This window comes from Acinetobacter sp. ABJ_C4_1, assembly GCF_044538495.1.
Lineage (GTDB): Bacteria > Pseudomonadota > Gammaproteobacteria > Pseudomonadales > Moraxellaceae > Acinetobacter > Acinetobacter nosocomialis_A.
Genome location: NZ_JBIUCQ010000016.1, coordinates 1 through 20,526 on the forward strand (window position 1 = coordinate 1; position 20,526 = coordinate 20,526).

A 20,526-nucleotide genomic window follows, 5' to 3' on the forward strand; every position below is an offset into this window, starting at 1 on the left:
AGCGCTGATGGTAGTGTGGGGTTACCCATGTGAGAGTAAGTCATCGCCAGCTCATTATTCCAAACACCCCAATCTCAAAAGAGATTGGGGTGTTGCTTTATGCACGGAATAAAGGCGAAGTTTAATCCACTAAACAACAAATCTTTCCGATAACTAAAATAGATTATTAGTCATAGCTCGAAATAAATTTAATATTACTTTAAAGGAGTAAATTACTATTTTTCTCATGAAATCTTGAGTCAATATATAGGATAAACCCTTACTATATGCTATAAATAGTAAATAGGCATGATTTTTGCTTGTTTTTTGGAAAGAGAAATATATGAAATTATCTGTTGGATTGAAAGTTGCGAATTCTTTATCGTTAACGCCTCAATTGCAGCAGGCAATCCGATTACTGCAGCTCTCAAGTTTAGAATTAGAGCAAGAAATTCAAATTCAATTAGATAGTAATCCATTACTTGAAAAAGTGGAAGACGAATCACTAGTAGAAAGTTTATCCACTTTAGAAAAAAAAGAAGCAGATGATCTTACGACAGAGTTAAATGCAAACCATTTACCAGATGATTTGCCTGTGGATACTGAGTGGGACGATATTTATACCCATCAGTCTACAGCTTTGGCTACTCCTGAATTTGAAGAGCGTGAGGATAACCGTCAAGTTCAGATGACACTTAAAGAGCATATGTTAGAACAAGTCAACTTACTGCACTTTTCAAAAATAGATCAGTTGATTGCTTATTGTATCGTGGACGCGTTAGACGATAAGGGGTTTTTAGATGCTGAGGTTGAAGAGATTATCTTAGCTGTACAACATTTATTAAATGACATGGATGTTGAGGAAGAAGTCGAGGAAGATGAAGTCTTTGTTGTTTTAAAGCATATTCAACGCCTTGATCCGATTGGTATTGGAGCTCGTAATCTTGCTGAGTGTTTAAAGGTTCAGTTGGAATTTCTACCAAAAGATGTTGAATATCTAAAAGAAGCTAAAAATCTACTTCAATATTATGAGTTATTAATTGCGAATGATCTTAATAAATTATTAAAACAAACAGGTCTTTCTAAAGATCAGTTAAAGTTTGCAGTTGATTTATTAAAGACGTTAAAGCCTTACCCAGGTATGGATTTTGAAAAGCAAGAATCAGAATATCAAATTCCTGATGTAGTAGTTGCTAAGAAGGATTTACATTGGCAAGTTCAGTTAAATCCTGATGTTATGCCAAAACTAAGAATTAATTCTTTTTATTCGAGTATGATTCGTAGGGCTGATCAGAGTGATGATAATTTATATCTGCGTAATCAGATGCTTGAAGCCAAGAATTTTATAAAGAGTATCGATGAGCGACATAAAACTTTATTAAAAGTCGCTACTTGTATTGTTGAGCATCAAAAAGCATTTCTTGAAATAGGTCCTGAAGCAATGAAGCCGTTAGTACTACGGGATGTTGCTGAAGAAGTGGAGTTGCATGAGTCTACCGTTTCTCGGGTTACAACAAATAAATACATGCTGACACCACGTGGACTTTTTGAGTTGAAATATTTCTTTTCTAGTCATGTGGGAACAACAGCTGGAGGGGAGGCTTCCTCTACCGCAATTCGGGCTATGATTAAAAAGTTAGTTTCTAATGAAAATCCACGTAAACCGTTGTCTGACAATGCAATTGCTAGTTTACTAAAAGATGAAGGGATAGAAGTTGCGAGGAGGACTGTAGCAAAATATCGTGAATCGTTACATATTCCATCGTCATCCGAAAGAAAAGTCTTGATCTAAATTTTGAAGTATGACTATTCTAGATATTCATTATGACGAAATAATGAAATTTCAATTTCACCAAGAGGAGTAGCTAAAATGATTTAATTGTCCCAAATCATCTTTTTTAGATTGCATTAAATCGTTTTAGTTCTTCTTTATATAACCCAAAAAGGTGAGGGATAGAATTATGCAAATAACGATTCGTGGACATCATTTAGCAATTACACCAGCTATAGAAGAAAATATTAAAGCAAAATTTAATCAGTTAACGAAACATCTTGATCAGGTGAATAGTATGCAGATTAAATTAACGAAAGATCATCAGATTGATAAGCGCTCGCATAAAGGTAGCTCTAATCATGTGGCCGAAGCGATAGTCCGGTTACCTGGAATTGAACTATTTGCTCAAGCAACAGCAGATGACATGTATACTTCAATTAAAAAACTGACTGAAAAATTAAAAAAACAATTGTTAAAATATCGAAAAATGCAATGTACGTATTCACAAGTTGCTGTTTCTATTTAATAAGTTTTTAATAATTGTGAGAGGCTTGAAATATAGCCTCTTTTTTATTGATAAAATATAAACACGTACTGAATTCTTTGAAAAAGTTATAGTAAAATACTTCGTTTTACACCGTAGGTTGTGCCAGAGGTCTTTGCAATGAATAGTGAACAGCTCACTCAAATTTTAAAAGAAGCTTTTCCTGAAGCGGAAGTAGCGGTGAGCGGACAGGCTGGAAAATTTGACCTCCGTATTGTGGATGATCAATTTGAAGGTAAGCGTACTGTTGCCCGTCAACAAGCAGTTTATGCACCATTAAATACTTATATTGCAAGTGGCGAAGTCCATGCCGTAACAATTCGTGCGATGACCAAAGATGAATGGCGCAAAGCAAGCCTTTTCGGAGCTTAAATATTAATGGATAAATTTTTAATTACGGGCGGTGTTAAGCTCGAAGGGGAAGTACGCATTTCTGGTGCTAAAAATGCGGCTTTACCATTACTTGCGGCAATGATTCTTGCTGATTCTCCAATTACATTAACCAATGTTCCAAATCTTAAAGATGTAAATACTTTGGTGAAATTAATTGGTGGTTTAGGTGTCACGATCAGTTATGAGAACGATACAGTCAAAGCTGATACCTCTACTTTAGATAACCAGTTTGCGCCTTATGAACTTGTAAAAACAATGCGTGCATCTATTTTGGTATTAGGACCATTATTGGCACGTTATGGAAATGCTAAGGTTTCGTTGCCTGGTGGATGTGCGATTGGCTCTCGACCTGTAGATCAACATTTAAAAGCCCTAGAAGCGTTGGGTGCGCATATCGAAGTTGAAAATGGTTATGTGCATGCGACTGTAGATGGTCGTCTTAAAGGTGGCGAAGTGATCTTCGATATGGTCACTGTAGGCGGCACCGAAAATATTTTAATGGCGGCTGCTTTAGCGGATGGTGTAACTACAATTCGTAATGCTGCGCGTGAGCCTGAAATTACTGATCTTGCTCAAATGCTTATTAAAATGGGCGCAAAAATCGAAGGTATAGATTCAGATACACTAGTTGTTACTGGTGTGGAAAGTCTACATGGTTGTGAATACGCAGTTGTTGCAGATCGTATTGAAACGGGATCGTACTTAGCTGCGGCGGCTATTACTGGTGGTCGTGTAAAAACAACACATACAGACCCTTCATTGCTTGAATCTGTTTTAGACAAATTTGAAGAAATGGGGGCTGAAGTCACCCGTGGTGATGACTGGATTGAATTGGATATGTTAGGTAAGCGACCTAAAGCAGTAAGCTTTAGAACATTACCTCACCCAGAATTTCCAACTGACATGCAAGCGCAAATTATGGCCGTAAATGCAATTGGTCGTGGATTTGCAACGATTTCTGAAACCATTTTTGAAAATCGTTTCATGCATGTTCCTGAATTGTCACGTATGGGTGCTAATATTCAGGTTGAAGGCCATGATGCTGTAGTGACTGGTGTTGAAAAATTACAAGCAGCTCCTGTAATGGCAACAGATTTGCGTGCTTCATTCTCTTTGGTTTTAGCAGCTTTAGTTGCTGAAGGTGATACGTTAATTGATCGTATTTATCATATTGACCGTGGTTATGAGCATGTCGAAGAGAAACTTCAAGGTTTAGGTGCCAGAATTAAGCGAGTAAGTTAATGAATGACGTAAGAAACGATGATCCTAATTTTGATGTAATGGGTAATTTTGATCATGGTTTGACCTTGGCACTGAGTAAAGGGCGTATTTTAAAAGAAACTTTACCTTTACTTGCAACAGCAGGTATTAACTTGCTTGAAGACCCGGAAAAATCTCGTAAGTTGATTTTTCCTACAACACATAAGCAAGTTCGTATTTTGATTTTACGTGCGTCTGATGTGCCAACCTACGTTGAGAATGGTGCAGCTGATTTAGGTGTAGCAGGTAAAGACGTACTTATGGAACATGGTGCTCAACATGTTTATGAGTTACTGGACTTACAGATTGCAAAATGTAAGTTAATGACTGCTGGTAAAGTAGGAATGGAACGTCCAAAAGGTCGTTTAAAAATTGCAACTAAGTACGTCAATCTAACACGTCAATACTATGCAAGCTTAGGTGAGCAGGTGGATGTTATTAAGCTTTATGGTTCTATGGAGCTAGCACCACTCGTTGGTTTAGGCGATTATATTGTTGACGTGGTTGATACTGGAAATACTCTACGAGCAAATGGGCTTGAACCATTAGAAGAAATTTGCAAAGTATCCTCACGTCTTATTGTTAATAAAGCGAGCTTTAAGCGTAAGCAAGTTTTATTAAACCCAATCATTTCCCAACTTGAACAAGCTGTTCAATCACGTTAAAAGTAATTTCCTATCATGCTTTTGCGATAGTTGTAGATATGATGCCCACAAGGCCTTAGAAAAAGAGTAAACTTGGTTTTTCTTTTTCGCCTTGTGGGTAAATTGATGCGACGTTTATCGACTCAAGATCAGAACTTCAAACAGGTTTTTGCAGAGCTTTTGGCTTTTGAAACCGTTAATGATCCTAATTTAGTTCAAACAGTAGATCAAATTATTGCTGATGTTCGTCAGCATGGTGATGATCATGTTTTAAAACTTACTCAACAGTTCGATCGACATCCAGCGCATCAATTTTCCGATCTAGAATTGTCTCAACAACAACTTAAAGCTGCGTTTGATGGCTTAAATCAAGAGATTCGTGAAGCCTTGCAACTTGCGGCTGACCGTATTCGTACATTTCATGAGGCTCAGAAACAAGATAGCTGGACTTATGTAGATGATTTAGGTAACACCCTAGGACAAAAAGTGACTCCACTTGACCGTGTTGGGATTTACGTACCAGGTGGACTAGCATCTTATCCTTCATCTGTACTCATGAATGCAGTACCCGCACATGTGGCAGGTGTACCTGAAATTATTATGGTGGTGCCTGCGCCAAATGGTGAACTAAATCCACTCGTTTTAGCTGCTGCTTATTTAGCCGGTGTTAGCCGAGTATTTACCATTGGTGGTGCACAAGCTGTTGCTGCTTTAGCTTATGGTACTCAGACTGTTCCACGTGTAGATAAAATCACTGGCCCTGGAAACCGATTTGTAGCAGCAGCTAAACGTGCCGTATTTGGTCAGGTTGGTATTGACATGATTGCAGGGCCTTCTGAAATTTTAGTTTATGCAGAAGGAGTGAATAATGCTGAGTGGTTGGCGATGGATGTATTATCTCAAGCTGAACATGACACAGTCGCTCAAGCCATTTTTATTACTCCTGATGAAGCTCTTTTAGAAGCTGTAGAGTCTGCTATTGAGAAACACTTAAGTGAATTGCCAAAAGCTGATATTGCATGTACATCGATTGAAAATCGTGGAGCTTTAGTTTTAGTAAAAGACCGTGCAGAAGCTGTTGATTTGATTAATCAGGTTGCACCAGAGCATTTGGAGTTATGTCTTGATGATGCTGAAGCGATGAGCGAAGACATTCGTCATGCAGGGGCAATTTTCATGGGACGTTATACACCTGAAGCAATTGGTGATTACTGTGCTGGGCCAAACCACGTATTGCCAACATCTGGTACAGCGCGCTTCTCATCGCCACTTGGTGTATATGATTTTCAAAAGCGTTCTAGCTTGATCATGTGCTCAAAAGAGGGCGTTAAAACATTAGCTAAGACGGCTGATGTCCTTGCTGTCCAAGAAAATCTTGATGCCCATGCACGTTCGGCTCGTTATCGTTATCAATAAGCTTTAAGCCTTTTAGTATTTTTAATGATTATTCAGGGCTGACTTTCAGCCCTTTTTTGAGATAAGACTATGACTGTATCTACAGCACAAATGCGTTTTTGGAGTCCTGAGGTTCGTGAACTAGAGCCTTATGTGCCAGGTGAACAACCGAAAATCCAAAATTTATTAAAGTTAAATACTAACGAAAATCCATATCCGCCATCACCCAAAGTAGTAGAAGCAGTTCAAGCGGTATTACATGAACAAGCTGATGCGCTTCGTCTATATCCAGATCCGGATGCTACAGCTTTAAAACAAGCGATTGCTAAGCAACAGAATATTGATGTATCTCAAGTTTTTGTAGGTAATGGTTCTGATGAGGTATTGGCTCATATTTTTAAAGCATTTTTCCTTCAAGAAGAACCAATTCTGTATCCAGACATCACTTATAGTTTTTATCCAGTTTATAGCCAGTTTTTTGGAACAAAAACAAAAGAAATTCCACTCAATGAGAATTTCGAGATTGATGTCAAAGACTATGCACAACCTAATGGTGGCGTGATTATTACTAATCCTAATGCACCAACCAGTATTGCGCTCAGCTTGGCAGAGATTGAACAAGTGCTACAAGCTAATCCAGACCGTGTGGTTGTGATTGATGAAGCTTATGTTGATTTTGGTGCTGAGTCAGCTGTAAGTTTGGTAAACCGTTATGAAAATCTTGTGGTGTGCCAAACAACTTCAAAGTCTCGTTCTTTGGCTGGTTTACGCGTTGGATTTGCGATTGCTCAGTCACACTTGATTGCGGCACTTGAAGCGGTAAAAAATAGTTTTAATTCATATCCAATTGATCGCTTCGCTATAGCAGCGGCTGTTGCTTCTTTTGAAGATCAAGCTTATTTTGAAGAGCAGTGTCAAAAAGTTATTACAAGTCGAGAAAAACTGGTTAGTGATTTAACTGAACTTGGCTTTAATGTTTTGCCATCAAAAGCGAATTTTATTTTTGCTTCACATTCGCAATATGATGCTGGGCAATTAGCCCAGAAGTTGCGTGAGCAGGGCATTATTGTCCGTTATTTCAATAAGCCTCGTATTAATCAGTTTTTACGTATCACGGTTGGAACTGATGAGCAAAATGCGCGTTTAGTTCAAACTTTGAAGCAAGATATTCTTTAATATTTATTCTGCTGTGCTGTTCATCAAGTTCAGCATAGCAGAGATTTTATCTAAGCTTTCTTGATATTCAGCCTCAGCCTCTGAAGCGATAGTAATACCACCACCTGCCCAAATAGAGAGCTGGTTTTGATATTGTTGAAAGCTACGAATCAGAATATTCCAACGTCCAGTACCATCAAAATTAAAATATCCCAAAGTCCCGCAATATGCTCCTCTTGGCGCACCTTCTAACTCTTCAATAATTTGCATTGCGCGAATTTTAGGGGCACCAGTAATTGAGCCTCCTGGTAAAGCGCTAAGCAACATTTGCATAGGATTAATATCATTTTTAAGTGTAGCCGTAACTTCACTTACCATATGATGAACTTGATTGAAGCTTTCAATTTCAAATAATTTCGTTGTTTTTACTGAACCCGTATTGGCATAAATGCTCAAATCATTACGTAATAAATCAACGATCATGACATTTTCTGCCTGATCTTTTTGAGAGTTTTTTAAGGTTTGCTTTGAAAGAAAATCTTGTTCTTTATTTTTGTAACGAGGCATTGTGCCTTTAATTGGTCGAGTTTTTATGTGCTTATCTGTATTAAATTCAATAAATAATTCAGGAGAGCAACTTAATAACTCAAAATTTTTTAATTTTAAATAACCAGAATATGGAGCATTTGTTAAATTCCATAAAGCTTCTGCTTTATTTAATAATGTACCTGTAAAAGCTGTATTAAACTCTTGTGTAAGATTAATTTGATAACAATCTCCTGCTTTAATATATTCTTGTATTTTGTAAAAAGCAGTTAAATATTCATTTTTAGACCAGCGCGGTTGAATGTTTTTTTCTATTTTAAAGTTATTTATGTTTGAGCTGTTATAAGGTTTTTTTAATAGTTTTATAATGTAATTAAAAATTTCTATAGCATTAGGCTCATCACTAAAAAAGTACCATTCATTATTTATATTTTTGAGAAAAGAAGAATAAGAACCTATAAATAAAGAGGGCTGTTTATGTGTTTGATTATTTATAAATTGATTCGCAGAAAAGTCATAACTAATAAAACCAATATAACCTCCATTGAAGCTTATGGTTTTAATATTTTTATTTTTTGGTTCTTGAGATTGGAACTGCGTAAAATCTAAGAGACTTTGTGTATTAGAGGAAATTTCATAACGATTTAGATCAGTTTTATCAAATAATTTTTTTTGATTATTCTGAATGATTAAATATTTATTTGGCAAAAAACCAATAATTGGGTTGTTATCATCATGAAGATATACAAGTCCAATTAACTCTTCTAATTTTTTTAAAATATCGCTAGCCGATTGATAGCTTTCTAAAGAGATTTTTTTCTTTAACTGAGACATTTTAAACATGAAGGTGCTTGGAAGAGGTGACATAGTTTACTACAACTTCTGGCCCATCAGACGGATGAGTCGAAAGAGTTTAGTATTTCGTGGAAAAAATAACCGAACAATCTCTCAGATTTAAGAATAATTTATGAGCATGATCAGGCAATCAGCATCTGTACCGTTTGTCGGGTAATTGGCAAAAAATGCATTACAGTAGTTGAACAAAAATTAACGTAGCTGTAATTTAGTAATTGCTAAGCAAAACTACTCAAGGATTGGAAGTTTCGGTTGCCATAAAAGAAAAATGCAACTTGAGACAGTAAGAGTGGTTAAGTCAAAAAATAAATGCTCTTGGGAGAGTGCTCAATGAAAATGTTCACTAAACTTGCTTTAGTTTCTTCTTTAGCTATCAGTGCAAATGCAATGGCAATGCAATCAATGGATGATGCAGCGCTTAGTGCTGCTACAGGTCAAGATGGTATTAATATCGGTATTGCTTTAGGTTCTGGTGGTATTTCTATCGATAAACTATACCTACATGATAATGATGGTTTAGCAACATCAACAGGTATTACTGGTGCTTCAGGTACTGCTGGTTCAATCGCAATTAGTGGTGTTACGGTAACTCAAAAAGGTACAGGTAATCTTTTAGATTTAGCAATTGATACAAATGGTGCTTCAGGCTCAAACGGCGCTTTCTTAAACGTTGCAGCAACAGTAGGTGCAGTTGATGTACACGTAGGTTCAATTGGCGTAGGTACTTCTGGTACATTAAATACGACTACTGCTGTACGTGGTATTACTGAAACAGCTCCAACTGAAATTATTTCTGGCTTAGATTTATCTTTAGGTCAAATTTCTGCAAATGTTCAGTTAGGTTCAACTCCGCAAGGCGCGATGATCAAAGTAAACTCTAGCTTGCAAGGTGGTTTAACACTATCTAACTTCGGTATTAATGATGCTGCTGGTGGTGGTAAAATTGTCCTAGACAAAGTAATGGTTCGTGGTTCAGGTAATACAACTGGTGACTTGGATGTAAATGCGAACATTTCTGTTGTTCCTACAGGTTTACGTATCCAAAATAACAGTACACAAGGTATGAACGTTTATGCACAGGGCGTACACCTAGGTGCAGCGGGTAATGCTTCAATTGGTGATTTAGAAATTCAAGGTTTAAATGTAGGAACTTCTACAATTACTATTTCTGGTCACTAATTTAAAGGCTAATAAAAAAGCGCGTTTATACGCGCTTTTTTATTTATCTTAATAACTAATATCTATACTTTACTATTTAAATAATATTGGCTTATATAATAAGAAAGAATATAAAACATTTGAAATGAGAATTAATTAACAGTTTATAAATGTAAAACTATGCATTCATCAAAAAGATTAAAAAAAAGCTGTTTTTTACAAAAAAAAAAGGTATCTTCAACACACAGGGATGTAGAGCTATTGCTCTAAGAATAAAATGAATAAGGCCAGTTAGGCCACCATTTAGACCAAGTGCTTATGTTAGAGATAGTTTTAGGCTCAGCATTGATGTATTACTTTGCGACAGAAGCCTTCGAAATAGAAAAAAAACCGCCGGGAACTGTTTATTATACAGAGACTGCCGATTCACGTAATTTATCATTTCATCGTAACCATATTGAACCTGTCACAATAAAACCGGCTGTAGAAGATCAGTTTCGTGGCATTGTTCGACAAGCCTATGATTATAGTTGTGGTTCTGCTGCACTTACGACTTTATTAAATGGCTATGTTGGAACGAGTTTAACTGAACAGCAAACAATGAGTGGTTTGCTTCAGTATGGCGAATATCAACGAATTATTGAGCGCCGAAGTTTCTCATTACTTGATATGAAGCGTTTTGTCACAGCAATTGGCTTAGATAGTGGTGGTTATCGAGGTGAGTTTTCTGATTTAGTTAAACTCGGTCAACCTGCAATTGTGCCTATTTCTTATGCAGGCTTTAAACATTTTGTCGTATATAAAGCTTATAAAGATGGAAGGGTATATGTAGCTGACCCTGCTTTAGGGAATATCAGCTTTGATGAAAGTCGTTTTAAACAAATTTGGGATAATAATACTTTATTTGTTATTTCTGTTCCTGAATCACAGCGTAAAGATCTATTGGCATTAAAAGATGCAGACATGCGCCATGTGGAAGATGCCACGGTCAATAAATATGCTTTTGTTGATGTGCAATATCCAGCGTTTAATTATGATCGTACAGCAAATAAAGCTTCGACGATGAGACGTGTGCTGGATAGTGATAGCCATTCTGCAACATATGGAAAGCCGATAGAAACCTATATGCGTCTTTATTACAAACGTAAATAGTCAAATTTAAAGTTAGTAAAATAAATAAATTGGGTGGGAAAAACATGAATAATCGATGGATGAAGATGAGTGTATTGGCCTTAAGCATGAGTGCCATTACTGGAACAATCTATGCCGAAGATCAAGTACAACAAGCACAAGTATCTAGTTCGAATCAGTCTGTAGCAAATGGAACAGAAAGCTCTGACTCTTCAGAAGCTACAACCTCTAGTTCAGCTACAGCAGATAATACTACGCAAGCATCGAATGCAGTAGATACGAATGCCGCAGCTCCAGCTCCAAATAGTGAGGCACATCAAGCTGCAAGTGCGTTACAGAAAAAAGAAGGTGATGCTAGTCAGGAAACAAACTTACAAGAAGTATTTACTTCAAATGAACGCCAATATTCTTTGATTAAGAAGGGTGTAATTTCTTCTTATTATGACCTTGATTACACTTACTACCGCGATACCCGTATTGATTTGGCTTTATCGGATAGTTCTTCTCAACTTAACCGTTTACGTGTTGAGGAAGATGCTAACCATACATTGACGAACAGTTTCACCTTTCAGTATGGGGTATTAGATAACTTAACTCTATCAGCAACTCTTCCTTTCGTTGCAAAGTCTGAAATTATTAAAGATAAAACAACAGCTGGTTTAGGGGATATTTCTTTTGGTGCACGTTGGGAACCTTTCCCGTTAAAGCAAGGCCGTTTACCACTTGTTCTTTTTGGTAGTGTATCTACTAAAACAGGTGATAGTCCTTATGAGATCGGTTTAGATGAGCTGTCAACAGGTAAAGGGTATTACTCGGTTGGTGTAGGGGCGAGTACCCGTAAATATATTGATCCAGTCGTTCTCTTCGCTTCTGCATCTGCCAACTATGGCTTTAAAGAAAGTGGCCTGAATCAAGCCCGAGGTTCACGTATTTTAGAGTCTTTTGATCCAGGGATTAGTGGTGGCTTCTCATTTGGTTTTGCCTATTCGTTTAACTATGACGTGTCTTTAACAATGTCATATCAGCAAAGTTTTAATATGAATGCTGAATTCCAATTTAATAATGGCGAGTCTTATAAGTCACCAGATCAAAGTAGTGGAATGTTATCTTTTGCTTTAGGTGTTCGCGTTTCGCCTGACACGATTGTCAACGGTACTGTTGGTATTGGTTTAACTGAAGATGCACCAGATATTTCACTTGGTTTGTCGTTCCCGTTAGATATTTTAGGTTTTAATAAAAAACAAAAATAAGGAGATAAGCAGGTGAAATATCCTAAATTATGTCCTTTAACGGCGGCAATTGTTATCTCCGGTTTTTCTAGCTTTGCCAATGCTCAATTAGGACAAAACCTAGCTGTTGATATTCGTTCACTATCGATGGGGAATGCTGTAACTGCAGATCCTCCTGGTATTAGTGCAGTTCACTTTAACCCTGCGGCCTTAGCAAAAATTGATGGGCTGCAAACAGATGTGCAAGGGATTCTTGCTAATTTTGATATTCAGCGTGAATTCTCGGCTCCTCCTGGTTATAACATCTTTGGCTATTCGGATGACCCTCTTGTTTGTAATGATGGTCCAGAAGTTTCTGCTAATATTTGTACAGATTTTAAAGGGACAGTGCATGGCGATGTCGAGTACGCAAGCCTATATGTACCTATCCTTAAGAAAATGGTTGATCTCGGAGCAGGGTATCCATTAGTTGCTCCTACAGCTGGTATTGCCTATAAACCACCTGGCTCAAAAGTTACTTATGCGACAGCAGTATATGCACCATTGGTAGCAGGGTTTGGAGCAGAGAATGGTAATCCTGGTAACTACATGGGGCAACAAGTTGCGGTAGAGAGAATTACCTATTTATCACCATCTTTTGGTTATCAAGTAAATGATCATTTATCACTTGGTGCTTCTGTGGGGATGTCTTACAACGCGATTGCACTGAAAACTGATCTACGTTTTCCCAATGAGATGATTGGTGTATTGCGTATGGTTGATGAAGTGGTATGTGCGCCTTTTAAAAATAATAGTGACATGATTACGGACTTACTATTATTTGGTATGTGTAATGCTCAAGAAGGCATGAATCCATTTAATAAAATGGGCGCACTACAAGTTTCGTTAGAACAATCATTAAGCCCAAGTTATAACCTAGGTTTACTCTGGGAACCAACTGATGATTTTGGCTTTGGTATGGTTTATCAAAGTGCTGCCAAAATGCGTTTAAAAGGCAAGTACATGATTGATAATGCCAGAGCACCTCAAGAACTTATCAAGGGTCTTAACTCATCTGCTACAGGACAAATTTTAGCAGCTATTCTTGGACTACCAGGAAGTGTACCTAATGTTGAGTCTGGTTTGGTCGCAATGGATCTTGAATATCCAGCACATTTCCAAGCGGGTATTAAATATAAAATATTACCAGATTTACAAGTTAACTTTGATGTCGGATGGACCGATTATTCTGCTTGGAATAAATTTAAGTTCGAATTCGATCGCCAAATTACGTTATTAAAAGTGGCTAAGCTTTTATCTAATGACGTTACCGATAATTCATTGGCATTGCCACTGAAATTTACTTCGCCATGGAGCTGGGGAATTGGCCTTGAATACTCAGCAACTGATCGTTTGAAATTACGCGCTGGTTATGAGCCTCGTGCCAGTTCGATACCTGATGATAAGCGTAATACCATGGTTCCGATCAATAATGCACAATTATTCGGTCTTGGAGTAGGGTATCGTTTTGATGCGGATACTGATCTAGATCTTTCAGTGGGTTTTTTACGTAGTCGTGACAATATTCCAGCTTGTACGAGTACATTATCAAACAAGTGTGGTGTCGATAATATTTTATTAAACCCTTATTCTGGTTTAGATGTAAAAACGAATACAAAAGTTACAGTACTTGGTTTGAGCTATAGAACAAAATGGTAAAACAATATAAATGGATGTTTCGACCTAGATTTGCTATCTCAACTTTATGTATTGCGATAGCAAGCGTTTCTGTATCTTATGCAGATGGTTTCTATACAATCATTGGTCCAGATGGTCGCCCATTGATTGTGCCGAGTAAAAAAGTCGAACAGAAGCAATCAAGTATTAGAGTAGAAGCACCCAAGCAAGTTGCGCAGCCTAAATCTGTCGTTATACCTGTTCAAGAATTACCTCGTGAAAATTCTCATAATTCAAAAGAACCTAAAAAGTTTGAACCGCGCGCTACAAAAAAATTAAATACTGCACCGACTGCACCGACTGCACCGACTGCACCGACTGCACCGACTGCACCGACTGCACCGACTGCACCGACTGCACCGACTGCACCGACTGCACCGACTGCACCGACTGCACCGACTGCACCGACTGCATCAGAGCTTCCTTTAACAGTTAGTAAAGCTCAGAAGAGTGAAGTTAAAAAGCAAACGAGTACTGTTAAGGAAGAAAGTACTCCAGCTAAAGTTTCTTCATCTGTACCAAATACTTCACAAACCATTTCTACTCAAAATTCGTCAAATGATCCATCTAAATTTACAACTGTTGACGGAGTAGAATATGTAAATAATGAGTATTTAGAAGATCAGGAATTTAATCTTGAAGGCAAAAAACGCTTTTATGTTATGCCGGATGGTTTAGGGCGAACAGAGTTTATTGAGCGGAAAAAGGGTGTAAGTAAATCTACGCTAGAACAATTGTTTAATAAGCAATCTCAGGATGATCAAGCAGCGATTGTTTTAGCTCCAACCTATATACGTCTGTCTCAAAAAGAATTAGAAACGACTTTTGAGCAAGATAAGTGTTTTGTGCAAGGCTACAAAAAGTCAATCAAAGTGCTTGGATCTAAAAAAGAAGTAAATTTATGGCCTCGTAAGCCGTTAAAAGAAAAGTTTGAATATGAGCTAGTAAAACTAGATCCATCTGTACAAAACTTACAGCTTATGTCATTTGCAGCGAGTAATTCTGCGCCTCTATATTATTGGCCTTTAGCTATATTTTTAGATGAGAAGGGTTGTATTTTAGAGGGTGCAAGTGGTTTTAAGAGCAAGTCTTATCCTTCTACGATATTACAACATGCATCAATTCAAGGTACTTTAAGAGTGCCGCCTCATGCACGTTATATGATGTTAACTCCGTTATCTTCCTCTGTAGATGTAGCAGAACACGAGTTATCAAATCAGGGACAGATTCAAATTTCAGTATTACGTTAAAAATAAGTAGGGTATCTAATGAATAAAAAATTATTATGGCCTTTTGCATTAACCACATTAGCAATCATGCTGAATGGTTGTGGCGGTGGTAGCTCAACCATTAATGAAGATCCTACAAGTGGTTCTGGTAGTTCAAATGCAAATGGAAGTTGCGCTGCATCAAGCAATGATTGTTTAGAGTTTTCACTCGATTATCCGGTTGCTGGTCTAAATTTTACCTGTAGTAGTGCTGCAAATCAGAGTTTTGTTACTAAAGCTTCAGGAAACAGTGTTGTTGGTACATGTAAACTTGGTGATACAGCAAACTTCTTTTTACAAGGTACTCAAACTAAAACAAAGATCGATTTGGGTTCCATCAATTTAGATAATATTTCAAAAATTAAGGTAGTTGTTCCGCCACGTTTAAAAGTTATGGATATGGCAACGGCTTTAACGGGTGTAGCACCCGCTTCATTAAGTCAAGATGATCCGACCATTCGTGTAGCGATGGCCTTAGTTAAACTCTTTCAAAGCGTTGGTTTAGAGCGTGGTGATAATATTGTTGGAGATATACAACCTACACTATTTACTGAAGATAAGAAAAACACGTTAAATGTTGTACTTCAAAATATTACTGCTGCTGAATGGAAAAGTGGTGCATACATTGGTATTTTGAAACCTTGGTTAGATGTTAGTCAAATTGATAATAATCAAGCTTTTGCTTTAGTAACTCAATTGGCTCATTTAAGTTTAGTGGGTTTATATCAGTCGGATTACTTGACGCTAGCTGAACCTAATTTAATCTCTGAGAATTTTTATGGATGTAATTTAGCGAATTTAGCGAATTGTCCAAAAAATGCAGCGAATACCCAACACGTGATAGGTAATTTATTCTTACTTTCAGATCGCCAAGGCTATACATTTGGTTATGGCTTACAATGGAAAGGAACAAGTACGACTACCAGTAACTCAACAGTTACAGCAGTTATGGAAGTATTAACTAAATCTAAGCCAGCTCAACTTACAGCAAATGCTCAAACCACATGGCTTGATCCAGTACAGGCTGAGATAAAATCAACACAACCATTCCATTTAAAAGCTTCAGCTAATAGCGATGAAGATTTACTAATTTATCAAGGTAAATTATTAAATGATTCGTTTATTGCTGGTCGTGAAAGTCTATATTTAGGGGCAACAAATAGTAAAACACCAAATCCTCAACACTATGCGCTATGGCGTCAAAGTATAGGCAACCAAAACTATAATGGTTCTCTAGATATCTATAAAGTGACCCCAGCAAGTTATCTTGCAAAAGATATCTTTAGAACTTCAAAAAATGTGAGCTCTGGGCAAACTTATATTTTCCCGTTATACGGAACTTTAAATATTAAATTTGATACAGCTGGAATTTCTCCAATCGATTTAGGTATTGTGATTGATGAAAATGGTGATATTCGTACGGATATTAAACCTAATGCAACCGCAACAGATATGTCTGGCCAATGTGGCGTCGTTTCAGATAATACTTTAATTGATAACTATGGGGTTCAACAGTATCGCATAGGAACAACGGGTGGTACTGAGTCTGCTTCAAATGATAAATCAATTACAGTAAAAATGATTTTTGCTGAACCGAAGTTAGGTAATCTCAATGGTATTTTGGCAGGGTTAAACTCGAATGTTGTTCAAGGTACTACTGCGACTGGTAGTCAAACATTGATTGTAAGTGGGGCAAAAATTAACGTTGCTAACCTATTACAAGGACAGCTAAATGGTATTAATCTGACAACGTATGATAACAAGACAGTGTCATGGTTAAATCCATATGCCTTCTATCAACGAGTCTATAACAATATTAAAGATGTGAGCCCAGCTCCTACAGAAGATGATAAAGCTTTAGCTCAGCGAATGAGTGGAACGATAACGATTAGGACTGCTGATTGTTATCAAATTAAGACAAAATAAAAGTCCAAAAAAAGACCGCAAATGCGGTCTTTTTTATTATCTAGCTCATTAGCCTGTATGGTCTAAACGAGTTCCTAGCGTTTCTAGGTGCGTTGGAAAAACTTGTTTTTTACGGTCTTCAAAATAATGTTTGAGTGTGTGCTCGACACTTGGGAAAGCTAGCTCTCCCCATGGAATTTCATGCTCTTCAAACAGACGACTCTCGATGCTTTCTTCACCTGCACCAAAAATTCCATCTTTCAGTTGTGCTTTGAAAAGTACGTAAATTTGGCCAATACGAGGAATATTGTACATACAGTAGAGTTGTTCTATTTCTATCTCGGCTTCTGCTTCTTCACGAGTTTCACGTGCTGCGCCTTGTTCCATGGTTTCAAACAATTCCATATAACCAGCAGGAAGCGTCCATAAACCATAACGAGGTTCGATAGCTCGACGACAGAGTAATACTTTGTCTTCCCATAACGCTAAGGCACCGCAGATTACTTTGGGGTTTTCATAGTGAATATTGCCACAATGAGTACAAACATGGCGTACTTTATGATCACCTAAAGGAATTTTTTGTTCGGTTTTATGCCCACACGCTACACAGAAACTCATAATTATCATCGAGTATAGAGATGACTCAGCATAACTGAATTTTTAGACTTACGCATCAACTCTATTCCCTAAGTTTTATTTTCAGATATGATGAAAAGAGAGACAGAATAATAGGTGAAAGGTATGGAAGAGCACTTGCTAACGCAAAAGTTACAGCAAAGATTGCGCTTTTCCACCCGCATACAAGAAGCACAAGCTGCGGTACTTATTGCGATTACAAATGAAAATAATCCTAAGGTATTACTTACACGCCGTTCAATACATATGAACAACCATGCGGGGGAGGTTTCTTTTCCGGGGGGAAAGCGTGACCCCAGTGATACCAGTAATATTGTTGTAGCGCTAAGAGAAGCTCAAGAAGAAACGGCTTTAAACCCGTTTGATGTGCAGTTGTTAGGTGATTTGCCGATGCAGCGCGCAAGAAGTGGTTTGTCTGTAAAACCAATTGTTGGGCTTATTCCACCAGAGGTTCATTTAATACCTCAGCCTACTGAAATTGATCGAATTTTTTTTGTGCCTTTACAACAACTTATAGAGACGCATCCGACGCCCTATGAAGTTCGATATGCTCATCAGTCTTTGTATTTTCCAAGCTTACAGATTGATAATGAAATTATCTGGGGTTTAACTGCTCGTATGTTGGTGGCTCTATTTAAATATGGTTTAGGCTACCAAAAAGAATGGCCATTTTTACTCAACTCGCCAACGTTTGGGATGCCAAAATTTTCTCATAAAAAATGAAGATCAGGATTGATAAATTATGATGTATAGCTATCAAGGACAGCACCCAAAAGCATTACATGAGCCATGGGATGGCTGGGTTGCTCCAACAGCAACGCTTATTGGACAAGTAGAATTAGGCCGTCAGGTCAGTATTTGGTTTGGAGCGGTAGTACGTGCTGATAACTGTGTCGTTCGGATTGGTAATTTTTCTAATATTCAAGAAAACTCGGTATTACATACCGATGCAGGCCTTGAACTAAATATTGGTGAATATGTCACGGTCGGACATAAAGTCATGCTGCATGGTTGTACGATTGGTGATAATAGCCTGATTGGTATGAACGCCGTCATTTTAAATCGGGCTGTGATTGGTAAAAATTGTATTATCGGTGCTAATGCTTTAATACCAGAAGGTAAAGTGATTCCAGATAACTCAGTAGTGATGGGTTCACCAGGAAAAATTGTGAAAACTTTGGATGAAGATGGCGCGGCAAAAATACGTTTGAGCGCACTACATTATGCTGAACACTTTAAAAGCTATGCTGATTTAAAAGAATTTCACTTTTAAAATTTTAGTAAGAAATTTTCTATGCCAAGCACTCGCTTGGCATTTTTATTTAGATAGGAACAACTCGCCTAACAGGGCCGAGTGGAGTATCATTACTTCCGTTTTTAATCTGATTCAATACTAAGGTTGTGCATGAAACTGCTGGCGTTGGAAACTGCAAACGAGCAATGTTCCATTTCATTAATTGATGAAACCCAAGAACTATTTTTCCAACTCGATACGCGAGCGAAAGCACAAACTCAGACCATTCTGCCAATGATTGAGCAAGGGTTGCAACAAACCGAACTTGACGTAGCTGGTTTAGATGCAATTGCCTTTAGTCGAGGGCCAGGTTCTTTTAGTGGTGTTCGAATTAATGCTGCTGTTGCTCAGGCATTAGCTTGGTCACAAGATTTACCAGTGGTTCCAGTTTCTACGTTACAAGCTCTCGCACAGGCGGCTTACCGACTTGAAGGTTTAGAACAGGTGACTGCGGTACTCGATGCACGTATGAACGAAGTTTACATTGCAAGTTTTGTTCTAGATGAGCAAGGCATCATGCAGTGTATCGATGAAGAAAAATTAATGAACTACGAGCAAGCGGCTGCTTATGCAAAGCATTGCTTAATTGGTTCAGGTGCTAAGCTTCTTCAAGCCGATGCAGAGCATCAAACAATCACTGCCACTGCACAAGACATTGCTTCGATTGCACGTGTCTATGCCACGCAAAAGCAGTGGGTTGATGCAGAACATGCTTTACCGGTTTACTTGCGTGATGATGCGTGGAAAAAAATAGCAGATCAGGGTAAAGCAAAATAAAGGCACTACTCATGCACATATATTTTGAAGTAGATTTTCAAGAACAAGCACAGCACTACCAAGCTGTGCTTTGTTCTAGAGGTGTGACAGCCGTCTTACAGCCCATTGAAAAACTCAATGCTCGTTTCTTACGTTTAAACCCCGAACTGGCACTTTGTGTAGATGAAAACGGACTTTGGTTATCTGCAAATGGTATGAAAATGCAGCCTGACTGGAAAGCTGAAATTCCACGCTTAAAACGAGCAAGTCTTAAATCAGAAATGATTGCTCGAGCTTGTCAGCTGGGCGAAAAACCAGTACTTGTAGACGCAACAGCGGGTTTAGGCCACGACAGCTTACTCATGGCGTATTTAGGTGCTCAAATACAGCTTGTTGAACGCCATCCGATTTTATTTACTTTACTTGAAGATTCAAAAGCTCAGGCACAGCATGATCCATTTTTAGGTCAGTTTATGGATCGTATTCAACTGGTGTTTGCTGACTCTGCAAGCTATTTACAGCAATTAGATCAAGAAGCAAAAACGGTTGATGTGGTTTATTTAGACCCGATGTTTCCACAACGTGACCAGAACCAACAAGCGATTAAGAAACAAGCCCAAGTCAAAAAGCAGATGCAGCTTTTGCATTTACTTTTACCAGAAGATGGAGAAATGGACTTAGGCGATAATTTGCTTGAGTTGGCTCAGAAAGTTGCCAAGCGAGTGATTGTGAAACGGCCACGACATGCTGTTTTTTTAGCAAATCAAGAGCCAGCCCATCAGTGGCAGGGGGATGCTTGTCGTTTTGATGCTTACTTTCAGTAAGCTTATGTAAGGTTAAGTTTTATTGCTTGAATAATGCACAAATATATGTGATATAGTTCAAAAG

General features: G+C 37.8%; 19 protein-coding genes. 17 read left to right on the forward strand and 2 right to left on the reverse strand.

Annotated elements, in window-relative coordinates:
• Nucleotides 1-322 precede the first annotated feature (322 nt).
• The 7 genes from ACIF8R_RS15940 to hisC all read left to right on the forward strand — a co-directional run bounded on the left by ACIF8R_RS15940 (nucleotide 323) and on the right by hisC (nucleotide 7,165).
• The gene (locus tag ACIF8R_RS15940; RefSeq protein WP_396481859.1) at nucleotides 323-1,771 is read left to right on the forward strand and encodes an RNA polymerase factor sigma-54; all 1,449 of its coding nucleotides are present in this window, start codon (nucleotides 323-325) and stop codon (nucleotides 1,769-1,771) included.
• Between the two features lie 169 nt (nucleotides 1,772-1,940).
• Nucleotides 1,941-2,279: a ribosome hibernation-promoting factor, HPF/YfiA family gene (gene hpf / locus ACIF8R_RS15945; RefSeq protein ID WP_001167461.1), complete on the forward strand. Its 339-nt coding sequence runs from the start codon at nucleotides 1,941-1,943 to the stop codon at nucleotides 2,277-2,279.
• Between the two features lie 138 nt (nucleotides 2,280-2,417).
• Entirely contained in the window at nucleotides 2,418-2,669 is a 252-nt protein-coding gene (gene ibaG, locus ACIF8R_RS15950; RefSeq protein WP_002050455.1) for a BolA family iron metabolism protein IbaG, read from the forward strand.
• A gap of 6 nt (nucleotides 2,670-2,675) precedes the next feature.
• Nucleotides 2,676-3,932, forward strand: a complete 1,257-nt coding sequence (gene murA / locus ACIF8R_RS15955; protein ID WP_396481861.1) for a UDP-N-acetylglucosamine 1-carboxyvinyltransferase — start codon at nucleotides 2,676-2,678, stop codon at nucleotides 3,930-3,932.
• Entirely contained in the window at nucleotides 3,932-4,615 is a 684-nt protein-coding gene (gene hisG, locus ACIF8R_RS15960) for an ATP phosphoribosyltransferase (RefSeq protein ID WP_068934120.1), read from the forward strand. The genes murA and hisG overlap by 1 nt, the downstream gene beginning before the upstream one ends.
• A gap of 105 nt (nucleotides 4,616-4,720) precedes the next feature.
• Entirely contained in the window at nucleotides 4,721-6,010 is a 1,290-nt protein-coding gene (gene hisD / locus ACIF8R_RS15965) for a histidinol dehydrogenase (protein WP_396481863.1), read from the forward strand.
• A gap of 69 nt (nucleotides 6,011-6,079) precedes the next feature.
• Nucleotides 6,080-7,165, forward strand: coding sequence for a histidinol-phosphate transaminase (gene hisC / locus ACIF8R_RS15970; RefSeq protein WP_396481865.1), 1,086 nt, complete (start codon nucleotides 6,080-6,082; stop codon nucleotides 7,163-7,165).
• Between the two features lie 3 nt (nucleotides 7,166-7,168).
• Here hisC and ACIF8R_RS15975 read toward each other — a convergent pair whose 3' ends face one another.
• Nucleotides 7,169-8,524: an anthranilate synthase component I family protein gene (locus tag ACIF8R_RS15975; protein WP_396481942.1), complete on the reverse strand. Its 1,356-nt coding sequence runs from the start codon at nucleotides 8,522-8,524 to the stop codon at nucleotides 7,169-7,171.
• A 351-nt stretch (nucleotides 8,525-8,875) separates the two neighbouring features.
• On the opposite strand from ACIF8R_RS15975, the gene ACIF8R_RS15980 reads away from it, so the two are divergent.
• The 6 genes from ACIF8R_RS15980 (at nucleotide 8,876) to ACIF8R_RS16005 (ending at nucleotide 16,973) form a co-directional block, all read left to right on the forward strand.
• Entirely contained in the window at nucleotides 8,876-9,724 is an 849-nt protein-coding gene (locus tag ACIF8R_RS15980) for a DUF6160 family protein (protein ID WP_002050459.1), read from the forward strand.
• Between the two features lie 297 nt (nucleotides 9,725-10,021).
• Nucleotides 10,022-10,855, forward strand: coding sequence for a C39 family peptidase (locus ACIF8R_RS15985; RefSeq protein WP_396481867.1), 834 nt, complete (start codon nucleotides 10,022-10,024; stop codon nucleotides 10,853-10,855).
• A 44-nt stretch (nucleotides 10,856-10,899) separates the two neighbouring features.
• Nucleotides 10,900-12,084: a hypothetical protein gene (locus ACIF8R_RS15990; RefSeq protein ID WP_396481869.1), complete on the forward strand. Its 1,185-nt coding sequence runs from the start codon at nucleotides 10,900-10,902 to the stop codon at nucleotides 12,082-12,084.
• Between the two features lie 12 nt (nucleotides 12,085-12,096).
• Nucleotides 12,097-13,761: an OmpP1/FadL family transporter gene (locus tag ACIF8R_RS15995; protein WP_396481871.1), complete on the forward strand. Its 1,665-nt coding sequence runs from the start codon at nucleotides 12,097-12,099 to the stop codon at nucleotides 13,759-13,761.
• Between the two features lie 14 nt (nucleotides 13,762-13,775).
• Complete coding sequence (gene filE, locus ACIF8R_RS16000) at nucleotides 13,776-15,029, forward strand: putative pilus assembly protein FilE (RefSeq protein ID WP_396481944.1); 1,254 nt, start codon at nucleotides 13,776-13,778, stop codon at nucleotides 15,027-15,029.
• 18 nt (nucleotides 15,030-15,047) lie between these two features.
• Nucleotides 15,048-16,973 (forward strand): protein FilF, encoded by a 1,926-nt coding sequence (locus ACIF8R_RS16005; protein ID WP_396481873.1) that lies wholly within the window; start codon nucleotides 15,048-15,050, stop codon nucleotides 16,971-16,973.
• A 48-nt stretch (nucleotides 16,974-17,021) separates the two neighbouring features.
• Here the strand turns inward: ACIF8R_RS16005 and ACIF8R_RS16010 are convergent, their stop codons facing one another.
• Nucleotides 17,022-17,570, reverse strand: a complete 549-nt coding sequence (locus ACIF8R_RS16010) for an NUDIX hydrolase (RefSeq protein WP_396481875.1) — start codon at nucleotides 17,568-17,570, stop codon at nucleotides 17,022-17,024.
• Nucleotides 17,571-17,684: 114 nt separating this feature from the next.
• Between ACIF8R_RS16010 and ACIF8R_RS16015 the strand changes: the two genes are divergently transcribed.
• The 4 genes from ACIF8R_RS16015 to ACIF8R_RS16030 all read left to right on the forward strand — a co-directional run bounded on the left by ACIF8R_RS16015 (nucleotide 17,685) and on the right by ACIF8R_RS16030 (nucleotide 20,462).
• The gene (locus ACIF8R_RS16015) at nucleotides 17,685-18,311 is read left to right on the forward strand and encodes a CoA pyrophosphatase (RefSeq protein WP_396481877.1); all 627 of its coding nucleotides are present in this window, start codon (nucleotides 17,685-17,687) and stop codon (nucleotides 18,309-18,311) included.
• Between the two features lie 22 nt (nucleotides 18,312-18,333).
• Nucleotides 18,334-18,861, forward strand: coding sequence for a gamma carbonic anhydrase family protein (locus tag ACIF8R_RS16020; RefSeq protein ID WP_114253416.1), 528 nt, complete (start codon nucleotides 18,334-18,336; stop codon nucleotides 18,859-18,861).
• Nucleotides 18,862-18,993: 132 nt separating this feature from the next.
• Nucleotides 18,994-19,659, forward strand: a complete 666-nt coding sequence (gene tsaB / locus ACIF8R_RS16025) for a tRNA (adenosine(37)-N6)-threonylcarbamoyltransferase complex dimerization subunit type 1 TsaB (RefSeq protein ID WP_002050333.1) — start codon at nucleotides 18,994-18,996, stop codon at nucleotides 19,657-19,659.
• Nucleotides 19,660-19,670: 11 nt separating this feature from the next.
• Nucleotides 19,671-20,462, forward strand: coding sequence for a class I SAM-dependent methyltransferase (locus ACIF8R_RS16030; RefSeq protein ID WP_396481879.1), 792 nt, complete (start codon nucleotides 19,671-19,673; stop codon nucleotides 20,460-20,462).
• The last annotated feature ends 64 nt before the right edge of the window (nucleotides 20,463-20,526 follow it).

Coding starts and splice junctions, on each gene's coding strand:
- ACIF8R_RS15940 (WP_396481859.1), top strand. CDS start 323: ATGAAATTATCTGTTGGATTGAAAGTTGCGAATTCTTTATCGTTAACG.
- hpf (WP_001167461.1), top strand. CDS start 1,941: ATGCAAATAACGATTCGTGGACATCATTTAGCAATTACACCAGCTATA.
- ibaG (WP_002050455.1), top strand. CDS start 2,418: ATGAATAGTGAACAGCTCACTCAAATTTTAAAAGAAGCTTTTCCTGAA.
- murA (WP_396481861.1), top strand. CDS start 2,676: ATGGATAAATTTTTAATTACGGGCGGTGTTAAGCTCGAAGGGGAAGTA.
- hisG (WP_068934120.1), top strand. CDS start 3,932: ATGAATGACGTAAGAAACGATGATCCTAATTTTGATGTAATGGGTAAT.
- hisD (WP_396481863.1), top strand. CDS start 4,721: ATGCGACGTTTATCGACTCAAGATCAGAACTTCAAACAGGTTTTTGCA.
- hisC (WP_396481865.1), top strand. CDS start 6,080: ATGACTGTATCTACAGCACAAATGCGTTTTTGGAGTCCTGAGGTTCGT.
- ACIF8R_RS15975 (WP_396481942.1), bottom strand. CDS start 8,524: ATGTCTCAGTTAAAGAAAAAAATCTCTTTAGAAAGCTATCAATCGGCT.
- ACIF8R_RS15980 (WP_002050459.1), top strand. CDS start 8,876: ATGAAAATGTTCACTAAACTTGCTTTAGTTTCTTCTTTAGCTATCAGT.
- ACIF8R_RS15985 (WP_396481867.1), top strand. CDS start 10,022: ATGTTAGAGATAGTTTTAGGCTCAGCATTGATGTATTACTTTGCGACA.
- ACIF8R_RS15990 (WP_396481869.1), top strand. CDS start 10,900: ATGAATAATCGATGGATGAAGATGAGTGTATTGGCCTTAAGCATGAGT.
- filE (WP_396481944.1), top strand. CDS start 13,776: ATGTTTCGACCTAGATTTGCTATCTCAACTTTATGTATTGCGATAGCA.
- ACIF8R_RS16005 (WP_396481873.1), top strand. CDS start 15,048: ATGAATAAAAAATTATTATGGCCTTTTGCATTAACCACATTAGCAATC.
- ACIF8R_RS16010 (WP_396481875.1), bottom strand. CDS start 17,570: ATGAGTTTCTGTGTAGCGTGTGGGCATAAAACCGAACAAAAAATTCCT.
- ACIF8R_RS16020 (WP_114253416.1), top strand. CDS start 18,334: ATGTATAGCTATCAAGGACAGCACCCAAAAGCATTACATGAGCCATGG.
- tsaB (WP_002050333.1), top strand. CDS start 18,994: ATGAAACTGCTGGCGTTGGAAACTGCAAACGAGCAATGTTCCATTTCA.
- ACIF8R_RS16030 (WP_396481879.1), top strand. CDS start 19,671: ATGCACATATATTTTGAAGTAGATTTTCAAGAACAAGCACAGCACTAC.